Consider the following 14905-nt stretch of genomic DNA (forward strand, 5'->3'; position numbering starts at 1 on the left):
TTTAAGTGTACTTAAAATAGTTTAGTTTGAAAAAGTTTCACCGAAATCTTAAAATACCAGGCTCACTGTTGTCATTTTTTCCGGTGTCGAATCCACTTTCAGACTGCCTCCGTGTAATAACATAATTTGTCTCGACAGGCTCAGGCCAATACCCGAACCCGATTCTTTGGTTGTGAAAAACGGCACAAAAATTTTGTCCATTAATTCATCAGGAATGCCCGGCCCGTTGTCGGTTACCGAGATTTGTGCCCGTCCGTCAGCGTTGATTTCCCCTTTCAGTAAAATCATTCCGTCCGGTCTGTTTTTGAGTGCTTCAAGCGCATTTTTCAGCAAGTTGATGAGCACCTGCGAAACCTGTTTTTTGTCGGCTGCAATTTCCAGATTTTCAGGATTTACCTCCCATTTAATCTGAATGTTTTCATCAATGTGTTCCAGGTTTATCAGCGTGATGATATTGTCGAATAACTGCTTTACTACAATCGGTTTTTTATCCGGTTTTGGCAGGCGGGTCAGTTTTCGGTAGGTTTCCACAAAACTTATTAAACCGTTGCCCCGCTCATTTATTACTTCCAGTCCTTTCAAAGTATTGGCAATTATTTTTTCATTAGGCAGTTTTCCGTCCAGGTTTTTGTAGTATCCCATAATTGTTTGCGACAGCGAAGTGATGGGCGCCACGGTGTTCATAATTTCGTGCGTTAAAACCCGAATCAGTTTTATCCACGACTCGAGTTCTTTTGTTTCGAGTTCGTTTTTAATGTCCTGAATAACAACTAGCTGAAGGTTTTTCTGGGATGTGATAAATTTTGTTGCTTTCAGGGAAACTTGTATAATTCCGTTTTTGTTTTTGAAATTTACCAATCTCAGATCGCCGGGTTGAAGCTCTTTTATGGCAGAAAAAAGTTTTCGGTCAATTTGACTAACCTGGTTGATGTGCGTTAAATGTTCGCGGCCCAGTAAATGTTTCGCTGCCGAGTTGGCAAGAAAAACATTTCCTTTTTCATTGTGGGTTAAAATTCCGATAGAAACGTTTTCAAGAATTGTTTTATAATACTGTTCCTGTTCCTGCAAATCGAACTTAATATTTTTTATCAGTTCATTTACTTTGTTCAAGCTGGAATTGAGCTCATTCATGGCTTTATTTCCGGTTTTGCCAGGAAAATTTAATGTGGAATCTTCATTCCGGATAGCATCGAAGAACCAGGCAATTTTACGGTTTGTACGATTAAGAAAATTGATGAGTTCAACCACCTGAAATATGAAAATAATTATTGCAAAGGCAGCCAGAACATAAATTTTCTGATCAAAAAGCAGCCAACTCGTTGCAATGGCTGTGAAAGCCAAAAAACAGGCACGGGAAACTATATTTCTGTTAAGATGCTGACTAACCATTACAGGTTGTATTTTTTCATTTTATTGTACAGCGTTTGTCGCGTAATTCCCAAATGTTCTGCCGCCGCAGAAAGGTTGGAACCGCTTTTTTGAATGACTTTCGAAATCATTTTTTGCTCCATCTCCTCGATTGTGCCTTCAAAAATATCGACCATGCTCTGTGTTACCGGCCTGAAAAAGAAGTCATCGGGAGTCAGTTCTTTTTTATCGGAAAGAATTACCGCTTTTTCAATGGTGTGCTGAAGCTCCCGCACGTTACCTGGCCACTGGTAACTTTGTAATTTTTTTGCGCCTGATTCAGAAATAGCTGCACAGTTTTTCCGGTATTTGTTGCAGTAAATTTTCAGGAAATAATCGGCAATAGCGGTAATATCTTCTTTTCGTTCGCGCAGTGGAGGAATTTCAATATGAATGGTATTGATACGGTAAAGCAAATCTTCGCGAAACGAACCGTCGGCTACCATTTCATCGAGGTTTTGATTGGTGGCACACACCAGCCTGATATCCACCGGAACCGGTTTGTTACTTCCGATGGGCGTAACCGAACGGTTTTGAATGGCTGTTAACAATTTGGGTTGAAGTTGAACAGGAAGGTTTCCGATTTCATCGAGAAAAAGGGTGCCTCCGTTGGCGTTCTCGATTTTTCCGGTCCTGTTGTTGCGCGCATCAGTAAACGATCCTTTTTTATGTCCAAAAAGCTCGCTCTCGAAAAGTGTTTCGCTGATGGCGCCCATGTCAACACTCACCATTATTTCATTGGCTCTTTTTGAGTGGCGGTGAAGTTCGCGGGCAATCAATTCTTTCCCGGTACCATTGTCGCCGGTAATCAGCACATTGGCATCGGTTTTTGCTACTTTCCGCACAAGATTAAGAATCTCCCTCATTTGTGGTGATTGCGCAATGATGAAATGTTTGTCGCGATTGATTTCGCTCCGCAAGGCACTTTCTTTTTGTTTAAGTTGCTTGATCTCTTTTTTCGATTGTTGCAGTTTAAATACATTGCGCAGCGTCGTGCGCATTTTTTCATTGTCCCATGGTTTTAGGATAAAATCGGCCCCTCCTTTTTTTAGCGCTTTTACCGCCAGTTCCACATCTCCGTAAGCAGTAAAAAGAACCACTTCCATGTCTGGCCGCAGTTCCTGGATTCGAGTCAACCAGTACAATCCCTCGTTCCCGGTGTTGACTCCGGCTGAAAAATTCATGTCGAGTAAAACCAGGTCGTATTCACCTGCTTCAATCAGTGCTGGCAATTGATTGGGACTGGCAATGGTTTTAACTTCCTCAAAATCATCCTGCAATAAAATTTCAAGTGCACTTAAAATGCTTTTGTTATCGTCAACTATGAGTAATTTTCCTTTTGGCATTTTTTATTGAGATAAAGTTTCTCGCAAAGGCGCTAAGTGAATTTTACATCATAATCTTCTTTGCGTCTCTGCGCCTTTGCGAGAACATTCTTTTTCAAAGTTACTTTTACTCATAACCATTTCAAACAGAGTGTCAAATTATTTTACACTTTTTGTCCATTTTTTTTACAGTGTTCGGTGAGAAAAGGAGTTTGTCCGGTCATAAATTTCTGATTTTCTGATTATTGTAAAACGCGGCATTTTTTTGGCACTTATAAATATCAAATGCGAAAAGTATGTTTGAACGAAAAGGAATAATGTTTTTTTTATTGCTGCTGGCGGGATTGGTTTCATCTGCTCAACAGAAATGGAGCCTGGAAGATTGTATCGATTATGCATTGAAAAATAACCTGGATATCGAAAGCCGGAGAATTACATCGGAGGCCAACAAGGAAATGCTTGCGCAGTCGAAAAGAAACAGGCTTCCTTACATTGAAGCAGGAACCAACTACAATATCAATTTTGGTAAATCAGTCGACCCCAATACCAATGACGTAACTTATAACAGTTTTGCATCCAACAGCTATTCACTTTCGGGTTCGGTTCCGCTTTTCGATGGTTTCATACGAAACAACCAGATTGCTTACAACCGTTTTATTTACCGGGCCGGCCTGGCAAGAGAAGAAACGCAGAAAATTGAAATTGCTTTTGTTGTGATGAACGCTTTTCATAATTCGTTATATTACAAAGGATTGCTTGAGATAGTGGAAGCACAAAAAGAACTTTCGGAACTCAACCTCAAGAAAGTGACGAAAGAAACCGAGGTGGGCATAAGCGCCAAAACCGATATCCTGGAAATTGAAGCCCGGCTGGCGGAAGAAGAGTTGCGGGTGATCCGCACTTCCAATAATCTTGAGGCATCGCTGCTCGATCTTAAAAGAGCGATGAATTACCCGCCGGATCGGGAACTGCAATTGCAGGATTTGAACGATATCAGTTATGCATCATCTGCTGTTTTTGAAAATGCCGACAGTGTTTATTCGATGGCAGTAAAACATTTGCCGGGTGTTGAAGCACAACAACAGGAGTTAAAAGCAGTGGAGAAAAATCTGGCCATTGCACGCGGACAATTATCTCCCTCGGTGTCGTTATCAGGAGGCTATTACACCGGTTTTTATGAAACCCGAACTGATGAACAGGGAAATCCCATTTCTTTTCGTGATCAGTTATCCAACAATGCATCCCAGTCTGTTGGTTTGCGGCTTTCCATCCCAATTTTTGCCCGATGGAAGACTCGTTCAGATATAAAACTCAATAAACTTGATTTGGAAGCCAAGAAAGTAGAACTTCAGAATTTTAAGAATCAGTTGTACTACGAAATTGAATCTTACTGCCAGGAATTGTCAGCCACATCTGCCGAATACCTGCAGGCGAAGAAGCAAACCGAGTCGAATGAGTTGGCATTTGAAGTGGCAGAAAAGAAAAAAGAGCAGGGATTGATAAATATTCTCGATTTTTACACGAGCAAAAACCTGCTGTCGAACGCACAGGGCGAATTGTTGCGAACGAAACTTCAATACATCATAAAACGAAAAACAATTGATTTTTACATGGGTAAACCGGTGTTTGGGATCGGTAAATTACGCTGAATTAAAAAGTTGTTGAAGATGATAAAGTTAGATAATTCAAATGTTTCGATTTTTGGAATAACAGTGAAAAAGGAATTTGCTTATTCTGAGTCTATTCCTCAAAATCAATTCGTTTACCCCAACCCTAAAGGGAGCGAATTGATTCTCCCTGCTCCCTTTAGGGTTGGGGTAAACAGGGAGAAGAAATTTGCGATGATTGCTTGCATGTTGAATGGTATTTTAAAGATAAACCAACAAAAATAAACTATAACATGGGAATGGACAGGAAAATAGAGAAGAAAAAGGGGATACGACCAAAACACATCATTTACGGTGTGGCTGGCCTTGTATTCATCTTTTTACTAATGAAGATCATTAAAGATTCCAACATAACAACGCTGAAAGTCGACCGCGAAAAAATTACCATCGAAGAGGTGCAAATGGGAGATTTCGACGATTTTATCCGGACAAACGGAACGGTTGAGCCAATATCAACAATTTACCTGGATGCTGAAGAGGGCGGAAGAGTGGAAGAAATTCTGATTGAAGAAGGCGCCAAAGTAAATAAAGGAGACGTAATTCTGGTGCTTGAAAATCGAACCGTTTATATGGACATAATGAACAGCGAATCGAACCTGGCACAAAAACAAAATTACCTGCGCCAAACCCGAATAAATTTTGAAAATGCGTTGATTGATTCCAGACGGCTGTTACTGAATTCGGAATTCGATATCATTAAAAAGAAGAGGAACTTTGAGCAGCAGGAAGCACTGTTTCAGGACGATCTGGTGGCAAAAGAAAAGTATCTGGAGGCCAAAGAAAATTATGAATATGCCGTTCGGCTGCTGGAAATCAACAAGCAGAAAATGGAGAATGATTCGATGATACGAATCACGGAAATGAACCAGCTTCAAAAGGAACTGGCAAAAATGGCACAGACGCTTGAGCTTGTCCGCGAACGGCTGGATAATCTGAATGTGAAAGCTCCGGTTGACGGGCAGTTGGGAATGCTCGATGCCGAAATTGGACAGAGCATTGGAAGGGGAACACGAATCGGACAGATTAATGTGTTGACGGATTTTAAAATTGAAGCGCTGATTGACGAGCATTACATCGACCGGGTGCGGCAAGGACTTTCTGCTACATTCGAACGGCAAAACAGTCTTTTTAACCTACAGGTAAAAAAAGTGTATCCTGAGGTTAGAAATTCGCAATTTCAGATTGATCTCGTTTTTACGGATGAACGGCCCGATAATATCCGCACCGGGCAAACCTATTACATTAATTTACAACTGGGACAGCCACAAAAATCGTTACTCGTTAGTTTGGGCGGGTTTTTCAACAGCACCGGTGGCCAGTGGATTTATGTAGTCGATCCATCGGGCGATTTTGCCACAAAACGCGAAATACGCATTGGACGTAAAAATCCGAAGTATTACGAAGTGCTTGAAGGACTGGAAGAAGGCGAAAAAGTGATAACTTCAGGGTACGATTTGTTTGGGGAGAATGATAAGCTGATACTTAGATAGAGAAGCCTCCCCCGGCCCCTCCAAAGGAGGGGAGAAAGAGAGGAGGCCTAAACCTCTCCAAAGGAGAGGGAATATGAAAAGAAAATGAATGTAAAAATTGAATATATTAATATTAACGCAGCGTTCCTATCCTCCCCCTTCGGGGGAGTTAGAGGGGGCTGTTATTAAAGGGGGCTCTTATGATAAAAACTGAAAAACTAACAAAAGTCTTCCGCACAGAGGAAGTTGAAACGTTCGCATTGAACGAAGTTTCTATTCACGTGAAAGCGGGTGAATTTGTAGCCGTAATGGGACCTTCGGGTTGCGGAAAATCGACGTTGCTGAATATTATCGGGTTGCTCGACAATCCGACCGGTGGCAAATATTTTTTCGACGGAACGGAAGTAGGCACCTACAAAGAACGCCAGCGCACACAAATGCGAAAAGGAAACATCGGTTTCGTTTTCCAGAGTTTTAACCTGATTGATGAACTGACGGTTTACGAAAACGTGGAACTGCCGTTGATCTACCTGAAGCTGAAAGCGAGTGAGCGAAAGGAGATGGTAGGAAAGGTACTGGATCGGATGAAAATCGGGCACCGGGCAAAACATTTTCCGCAGCAACTTTCTGGCGGACAGCAGCAGCGTGTAGCTATCGGCCGGGCAGTGGTTGCCAATCCGAAGCTGATACTTGCGGATGAGCCCACCGGAAACCTGGATTCGAAAAACGGCCTCGAAGTCATGAATCTGTTAACAGAATTAAACAAGGAAGGAACAACCATCATCATGGTTACACACTCAATGCACGATGCCGGTTTTGCCCACCGCGTCATTAACTTGTTCGACGGCGAAGTAATTACTGAAAATGTGAATGAACCGATGGTGGAGATATTGTAGGAGGTGCAGAGGGCAAAGAGCTTAGGGCACAGAACAAGATACGAATTGTGAGAGTTTTACTTCAAGTGAAGCCTTCACTAAAAACGAGCTTGAAAGTGATAATTAAAACAAAGAACAAAAAACAAAATGTTCAAAAACTATCTTAAAACCGCACTTCGTTTTCTAAAACGAAACAAGATTTTTGCCGGAATAAACATGTTAGGCCTGTCAATTGCTTTGGCTGTTTCATTCATTATTTTACTTTATATAATTAATGAGTTGAGCTATAATTATTGCCATAAGAACCGGAATCAAATTTTCAGGGTTTTGAATAATTATTCTGAATTTAAAACCACCCAGCCCGGAACTCCCTATATTCTGGCTTCAACCTTAAAAGAGGAATTTCCGCAAGTAGAAAAGGCGGTAAATGCGCAGAACCTGAGAAGCCTGAGATTGAAATCAGGCGATGAATTTATTAACGTTTTTGGTGCGGTTGCAACAGGATCAGAGATTTTCGACATGTTCACTATCCCATTGATTGGAAGTTTGGACGCGAAAAAACTGCTCGACAATAGAAATTCAATTGTTCTTTCAAAAGAAATAGCTGAAAAGTTTTTCCCTGGAGAAGATCCGACAGGAAAGGGAATTGTGGGATTGGTGAACAACGAAGAACAGATGTTTACTGTAACTGGTGTTTTTGAGGATATTCCTGTTAATTCCACTTTCAGGGCCAAATGTTTTGTAAACAGCGAATGGACAATTGGCCCCATAAATGATGCGTTCAATATTGATAATGCCGAAACCAGTTGGGAACATGATTTTTGGACGACTTGGGTTTTTCTTTCGGACAAGGTTAGGCAAGAAGAAATTGACAGCCAGTTCAGGAATTTAGAAACAAAATATCCCTCGAAAGGAATAAAAAGAACGTACTCGTTGCAAAAACTTTCCGATGTTTATTTAAAATCGGAAAACCTCCAAAACGCAGGCTTGCGGGGTGACATGAAAAATATCCGTTTGTTTTCTGCCATTGCTTTCCTTATTTTACTCGTAGCATCCATCAATTATATCATGCTTTCAACAGCAGTTTCATCTGGCAGGTCGAAAGAGATTGGAATACGGAAAACAAACGGTGCGGGTAACAACAACATCAAAAATCAGTTACTTAGCGAATCGGTGATACTGGCCTTGCTTGTGTTGCCAATTGCACTTATATTAACCTGGGTCGGATTGCCCTTTGCCGGAAAACTATTTCAAACCAGGTTAAATATTATCGACTCAAATCTGTTTCTCTATATTTTGGTTTACCTGGCGCTTACCATTTTAATCGGGTTAACTTCTGGCATTTACACTTCTGGCTGGCTTTCACGGTTAAAAGTAATTGATGTTTTAAAAAGCACATCAAAATCAGGAAACAGGAAACAAAATTTCCGTTCATTTCTAATTGTCATTCAGCTTGTTATTTTCTGCACTTTTGTTTCAGCCACATTAATCATACGGTCGCAGTACAATTTTGCGCTAACCCAAAATCCCGGACATCATAACAGCAATATCGTGTTGATTGATCTTGGGCGCAATTTTAAAAATTATTCAGCTTACATAAATTCAATCCAGAATTACCCCAATGTGATTAATGCTGCCGGAGCAATGCACAGCCTTCCCATGTTAGGAGGGATGTCAACCATGCACCCACATTTTACAAACCCGGAACAACAGGTGAAACTGGAAGGAATGGCCATAGATTTTGACTTTCTGAAAGTGATGGGAATTCAGGTAGTTGAAGGCCGCGATTTTTCGCGTGACTTTAACAGCGATCTCACGCAGTCGGTAATTTTAAACGAAACGGCTGTCAGAGAGTTGGGAATTGTTGACCCGGTGGGAAAAAAACTTTGGGGATCAACCATCATCGGGGTTGTAAAAGATTTTAACCTTCACTCCATTCATACCGGTATTCCTCCATTGCAAATCAGCATGACCGATCGGTATATCCAACAGGTTGCAGTTCATTATCAACCCGGAACTCTTGGCAGTGTGCTTCCACTACTGGAGACAGAATGGAAAGAAGTAGCGCCAGACAGGCCTTTCAGCTACACAACTATTGAAGACCTTATTGAAGGGCTTTACTCAACAGAAAAAAACCTGAGTACCATCGTTTCTATTTTTGCATTATTTACTTTGCTTATTGCAGCTTTTGGATTATTCGGACTTACGCTTTTTGTGGCAAGGAGCCGCACTAAAGAAATTGGCATCAAAAAGGTATTTGGCAGTTCAGAAAAATCCATCATTTATTCATTTCTGAAGGAGGATTTTATCATGGTTGTGGTAGCTTCAATACTTGCGATTCCAATTACGTATTATTTTATGGATAAGTGGTTAAGCAATTTCTCGTATAAAGTGGACATAAAATTCTGGTTTTTTGTTGTTGCGTTTTTTATTGCAATGCTTGTTGTTTTACTTACTGTGTTATTTCATTCTTTCAGGGCTTCTCGTACAAATCCGGTGGAAACATTGAGGTACGAATGATAAAACTATATAATACTAATCGTCATGATCAAAAACTATCTAATATCTGCACTCCGGTTTCTGAAGCGCAACAAGCTTTTTACCGGTATAAACATTATGGGACTTTCTCTCGCGCTGGCAGCTTCATTTATCATTCTGTTATATGTAATAAATGAACTGAGCTATAATACTTATTTTAAAAACCGGACGCAGATTTTCCGGGTTTTAAATTATAATGAAGATGTTAAGGTAACTGATGAAAGTACTCCTTATGTATTGAGCAAACATTTAAAAGATGGATTCCCGCAAGTTAAATATGTGACGCCAATCAGAAATGTGAGGGAGTTTAGTCTAAAACTTAATGAAGAGTTTATTCCTGTTAAAAATGCAATTGGTTCCAATTCTGAAATTTTTAAAATTTTCAATTTATCACTAATAGGCCAACAGGAAGATATACTCGAAGAACCAAACTCGATAGTACTTTCACAGGATCAAGCACAAAAATTTTTCCCTGATGAAAACCCGATAGGTGAAAAATTAATAGCCCATGCAAACAATAGAGAAGTGGTATTTGAAGTTAAGGGAGTTTTTAAAAATATTCCTGATAATACTACTTTTCAGGCTGATTGTTTTATCAATTCAAAATGGGGCTTAGAACAGATAAATTATAGAACAGAAGATAAAAATGCAGAAACAAGCTGGAATTCCTATGGATGGCACACATGGTTGTTTCTCAACAAAAATTCAGACATCACCTCTCTTAATGAACAGTTCAGAGCACTTGAAAAAACAGTTTACGGAGAAGAAGATAAATATGATTTCTCTCTTCAGAATTTATCAGATGTGTACTTCGGATCTCAGCATATAAATAGCGGATTACCAAAAGGAAACCTAAAAAATATTCGGATTTTTTCGGCTATTGCAATACTTGTAGTAATTATTGCCGCACTCAATTATATCATCCTTTCAACGGCAGTTTCAACAAGCAGATCAAAAGAAATTGGGATTCGGAAAACCAATGGTGCCAGTACACAATCCATTCGAAAGCAATTGATGGCCGAATCGTTGATTCTGTCAATTTTGGTTTTGCCAATAGCTTTGTTTTTAGCATGGCTAGGGAAGCCTTATGCCGAAGAGCTATTTCAAGCCAAACTTCTAATAATCAAATCAAATATTGCTATTTATGTAACTGTTTATATTGTGCTTACCGTACTTATTGGATTGGTGTCAGGACTATACACTTCATCGTTTTTAGCAAAGTTAAATGTAATCAGTATTTTAAATAAATCAGTACAACCCGGTAATCGCAAATCGCATATTCGGTTTGCCCTGATTGTGGCGCAACTCATCATTTTTTGCTTTTTCGTATCGAGTACTTTAATTGTTCAATCACAATATAAATATGCTCTCAACAAAAATCCGGGTTATCACAACAGAGATATTTTATTTATTAATATGGGGGAGAATTCTGAAAAATCAAAAGTGTTTATTAATGGTATTAACGATTTTCCGAATGTGATTTCTGCAGGAGGAGCAATAGACGCTTTACCAATGACCAGTTTTTGGCCTTATCCCATGGAACTGCCTGGCGACAAATCTAAAAAAATACCTATTGAGCTTTTGGCGGTTGATTATAGTTTTATTGAAGCAATGGGAATACATGTGCTTGAGGGAAGAAGTTTTACACCTGGAGACGATGAAAACTCATATATACTTAACGAAAAAGCCGTAAAAGCACTTGAATTAACCGATCCTGTTGGGAAAAGAATTGATGTAGTAGATGGAACTGTTATCGGGGTCGTTGAAAATTTTAATTTGCATTCCTTGCACAGCGATATCCCTCCTTTATTAATAGTGGCATCAGACAATTTTGCCCAAGTGGTTGCTATCCGCTACAAAGCCGGAACTTTAGGAAATGTATTGTCAACAATTAAATCTGAATGGGAAAGAGTTTTACCCGGCCAACCTCTTGATTATAAAGCAATAGATGATTTTTTGAAAGAGGTTTATTCGGAAGAGAAAAACCTAAGCGTGATTGTTTCATTGTCAGCGTTTTTTGCATTAATGATTGCTTCGTTTGGGTTATTTGGCCTTACACTTTTTATCATGAAATCCCAAACCAAAGAGATAGGTATAAAAAAAGTTTGTGGTAGTTCCGGGAAAGGAATTATAATGTCTTTTCTGAGTAAGAATTTTATCATGGTTACAATTGCAATGATTCTGTCAATTCCTCCTACAATTATAGTTATGAATCAATGGCTCAGTAACTTTTCATTTAGAACAGATATTAAATGGTGGGTATTTGCACTTACTTATATGATTGCCACAATTGTAGTTTTAATTACCGTTTTTTATCATTCTTTCAGGGCATCGCGAACTAATCCGGTGGAGGCATTGAGGTATGAATAAAGGAGTCGCAGAGCGACGATGTTGTGGTAGAAAAGCGATTCATTTTTTACCAAAAATCGCATAGCGATGGTGTTTTTATTGCAAACGAAATATTATAAAACATAAAAAGATATGGCAAATACATACACGCAAATGAATGTACATGCAGTTTTCTCGGTCAAAGGAAGGGGAAATTTTATTTCAAACAACTGGAGTGAACAATTGCACCGCTACCTTGCCGGCACGTTAAAAGAAACAAAAAATTACTCATTGAGCGTTGGGGGGTATAAAGATCATGTACATATATTTTTTGAACTGAATCCTACAATATCGGTTTCGGATATTCTAAAAAATGTAAAAGCAAAATCGTCAAAGTGGATAAATCTTGAAGGCTTTGTAGCCGGAAAGTTTGAGTGGCAAGCAGGATATGGAGCATTTACCTATTCCCGGTCACAAAGAAATGATGTTATTAAATACATAATGAATCAGGAAGAGCATCATAGGAAACGCTCATTTAAGGATGAATATCTGGAATTATTGCGAAAAAATGAAATAAAATATGAAGATGCTTATTTGTTTGAATTTTATGAATAAAAAAATTGCGGCACCGTCCCTACGGGACTTTGGGTTTGGCACTGTATCGGATTCTACCATAACATCGTGCCGCTGGCACTGGTTAATGATAAAAAATGTCTCCTTCACGGGATTTCGGGGTAAAAACCAAGCTGGCGAGCCCGGTGAGCAGCAACAAGAAATCCCGAGAATGAAGTGAGTCAGGATGGAAACTTTGAAATATTAATAATAAAATTTCAGCATAACGAATGAATAAAACGTTTAATCATGATAACTCAACTTATAATCGCTTTTCGTTTTTTAAGAAAGAACAGAACATTCACAATACTTAACATCGTTGGGCTTGCCTTCGGTTTTACCTGCGCCATACTTATTATGATGCATGTCGGGAAAGAAAAATCGTATAATACCTCGATACCGGAGCACGAACGCGTTTTTTACCTGGTTCAGAAAAGTCCGGAATCGCCTTTGGGAAATACGACCATCAGTTATGCGATTCCTGTAATGCTGGCTGAACATTATCCTGAAATTGAATATTTCGCCCGCACTGAAAATTATAGTCAGTACAGCAACTGTATTGTATCGTACCACGGAAAAGGGGGCGATGATTTATTGAGTTTCAATGAACGGGACTTCTACCTTGCAGATAATGACCTTTTTGAAATCATCCGGTATTCTTTTCTGGAAGGTACTCCTGAATCAGCTATGAAAGAAGTCAATTCAGTGGTGCTGTCGAAGGAAACCGCAGACAAATACTTTGGAAACGAACCTGCCCTGGGAAAAACACTGGTGTTAAACAACGACAAGTTTTTTACCGTTTCGGGCGTTGTCGATATTCCCGAATATGTCACTTTTGAATTTTCGATGATTGCACCCATCAGGTCGTTGCGCTCCGAATCAAAACTCAGTGGCTGGGACAGCAACGGACAACCTTTTTTCAAGCTAAATAAGAATACTGATTACAAAACTTTCAATCAGAAAATTAAAAGTTTTTATGCCGAAATAAAACCTGATAATGTAAGAAACCCCGAGCAACTGTCGCTTGCCATGATTCCTGCCAAAGAGCGCAGATTGTACTACAATAGAAATCCGCTCTACCTTCTCATTTTCATCGGCATTGTGGTTTTGGCAGTTAGCGTATTAAACTATGTAAATCTTTCCACTTCGCTGGTTCAGAAACGTTCATCTGAAATTGCCATGCGAAAGATTTCGGGCGCCGGGAGATGGCTGATTGGCAAACAATTCATCAGGGAAACAGGGCTAATCAGTTTTTTTGCCGTGGTTTTAGGAGTATTCTTAGCGAAAACAGGACACCCGGTTTTTAGAGCACTTACAGGTTCCGACATCAAAACTTTTATGGAAACCCATTTAACGTTATTTATTGCCGGTAGTCTGCTGCTTTGGTTTATTGTAACACTGTTTGCCAGTTTTTATCCCGCAATGATTCTCTCAGGCGTTCGTCCACTTTCGGTTTTTAAAAAGGAAAAGAAATCCGGGGTTGGCATTCGAAGCAAAAATGTGCTGATTACGTTTCAATTTGTTATTTCCATCATGCTCGTGGTCATCACCCTCATGGTGAACAAACAGTACCGTTTTATGGCAGAAATGCCTTTGGGTTTCGATAACAAAATGGTGATGCAGATTCCGCTGACCAACACTTTAAAAACTAACTATGAGAGTTTGAAAAGCGAACTGGGAAAAATTTCAGAAGTGAAAAATATGTGCGCAGCATCGTCAATGCCGGCAGGAATTCCCAATCATTCGGGAGTATCGTGGACCGACGATAAAGGGGAAAAACACGACGATTCCTTTGGGTTTGCTATTGTTTCGGATGGTTATACCCAAACGTTTGATATGAAAATGGCGATGGGCGATGAATTTGTGGTTGAAAATCCGGTCGGGTTAAAAGGAGTTCTTATAAACGAAGCAGCGGCAGCCCGGCTGGGATTTGAATACCCTGTTGGAGAGCAAATTCAGTTTTGGGGAAAAGAAAGTACAATTATCGGCGTTGTCAGTGATTTTCAAAACAATTTTATATTCAACCGCGTAAAACCGATGGTGATGTCGGCACACCCGGAACATCAGGGTTTTACAAAGTTCCTGTTTGTAAGTTTAACACCGGGAAATGTGGACCGAACAATCAATGAAATCGAAACGACAATCAAAAATATTTCACCTGATTTTCCTTTTGAATATAGTTTTACCAATGCAGAAGTTGCTGCATATATCGATGAAATAAAGCAGATAAACAACACGTTCCGTTTTGCCAGTATTATCTCGATTGTGCTGGCATTGGTTGGGCTGATTGCTTTAACATACCATGCTACTCAGTCGAGAACCAAAGAAATTGGTGTAAGAAAAGTGAACGGGGCCCGGAATGTTGAAATTATGACGTTGCTCAACAAGGCATTTGTGCGGAATATTGCTGTGGCATACATTATTGCAGCTCCAATTGCCTGGATGATTGTTTATCGTTTGCTGCAGGGGATTGATAATAAAACAACCATCACGGTCGGAGTTTTTCTGATCGCAGGTCTTATTGTCGGTTTAGTTGCATTGCTTACGGTTTCGGTTCAATCGTGGCAGGCAGCATCAAAAAATCCGGTTGAGGCTCTCCGATACGAGTAGAGGAGTGTTAAGTTCCCTGGTACAAAGTGACTCGGGATTGAGACGTTGAGATAGCAGTTAAGAGAAGTTCCCGG

10 protein-coding genes are annotated in these 14905 nt (G+C 39.8%); 8 read left to right on the forward strand and 2 right to left on the reverse strand.

From position 1 onward, the window contains the following. Nucleotides 1–48: 48 nt before the first annotated feature. The gene (locus BUC07_RS10405; RefSeq protein ID WP_073169102.1) at nucleotides 49–1389 is read right to left on the reverse strand and encodes a sensor histidine kinase; all 1341 of its coding nucleotides are present in this window, start codon (nucleotides 1387–1389) and stop codon (nucleotides 49–51) included. After that, nucleotides 1389–2753: a sigma-54-dependent transcriptional regulator gene (locus BUC07_RS10410; RefSeq protein ID WP_073169104.1), complete on the reverse strand. Its 1365-nt coding sequence runs from the start codon at nucleotides 2751–2753 to the stop codon at nucleotides 1389–1391. Before BUC07_RS10410 ends, BUC07_RS10405 begins: the two co-directional genes overlap by 1 nt. A gap of 275 nt (nucleotides 2754–3028) precedes the next feature. On the opposite strand from BUC07_RS10410, the gene BUC07_RS10415 reads away from it, so the two are divergent. The 8 genes from BUC07_RS10415 to BUC07_RS10455 all read left to right on the forward strand — a co-directional run bounded on the left by BUC07_RS10415 (nucleotide 3029) and on the right by BUC07_RS10455 (nucleotide 14831). Further along, nucleotides 3029–4381 (forward strand): TolC family protein, encoded by a 1353-nt coding sequence (locus tag BUC07_RS10415; RefSeq protein WP_073169106.1) that lies wholly within the window; start codon nucleotides 3029–3031, stop codon nucleotides 4379–4381. A gap of 18 nt (nucleotides 4382–4399) precedes the next feature. After that, nucleotides 4400–4624 (forward strand): hypothetical protein, encoded by a 225-nt coding sequence (locus BUC07_RS10420; RefSeq protein WP_073169108.1) that lies wholly within the window; start codon nucleotides 4400–4402, stop codon nucleotides 4622–4624. Nucleotides 4625–4638: 14 nt separating this feature from the next. Next, complete coding sequence (locus BUC07_RS10425; protein ID WP_073169183.1) at nucleotides 4639–5889, forward strand: efflux RND transporter periplasmic adaptor subunit; 1251 nt, start codon at nucleotides 4639–4641, stop codon at nucleotides 5887–5889. A 179-nt stretch (nucleotides 5890–6068) separates the two neighbouring features. After that, entirely contained in the window at nucleotides 6069–6764 is a 696-nt protein-coding gene (locus BUC07_RS10430; RefSeq protein WP_073169110.1) for an ABC transporter ATP-binding protein, read from the forward strand. A gap of 195 nt (nucleotides 6765–6959) precedes the next feature. After that, nucleotides 6960–9263 carry an ABC transporter permease gene (locus BUC07_RS10435; protein ID WP_245792696.1) on the forward strand — a complete coding sequence of 768 codons (2304 nt, stop codon included), beginning with the start codon at nucleotides 6960–6962 and terminating at the stop codon, nucleotides 9261–9263. Between the two features lie 24 nt (nucleotides 9264–9287). Continuing rightward, nucleotides 9288–11651, forward strand: a complete 2364-nt coding sequence (locus tag BUC07_RS10440) for an ABC transporter permease (protein ID WP_073169113.1) — start codon at nucleotides 9288–9290, stop codon at nucleotides 11649–11651. A gap of 111 nt (nucleotides 11652–11762) precedes the next feature. Continuing rightward, on the forward strand, nucleotides 11763–12224 hold the full coding sequence (tnpA, locus tag BUC07_RS10445) for an IS200/IS605 family transposase (RefSeq protein ID WP_073169115.1): 462 nt from the start codon (nucleotides 11763–11765) through the stop codon (nucleotides 12222–12224). A gap of 246 nt (nucleotides 12225–12470) precedes the next feature. Further along, a complete protein-coding gene (locus tag BUC07_RS10455; protein ID WP_073169119.1) occupies nucleotides 12471–14831 on the forward strand; it encodes an ABC transporter permease in 2361 nt (786 codons plus the stop codon). Nucleotides 14832–14905: the final 74 nt, after the last annotated feature.

This window comes from Tangfeifania diversioriginum, assembly GCF_900141875.1.
Taxonomy (GTDB): Bacteria; Bacteroidota; Bacteroidia; order Bacteroidales; family Prolixibacteraceae; genus Tangfeifania; species Tangfeifania diversioriginum.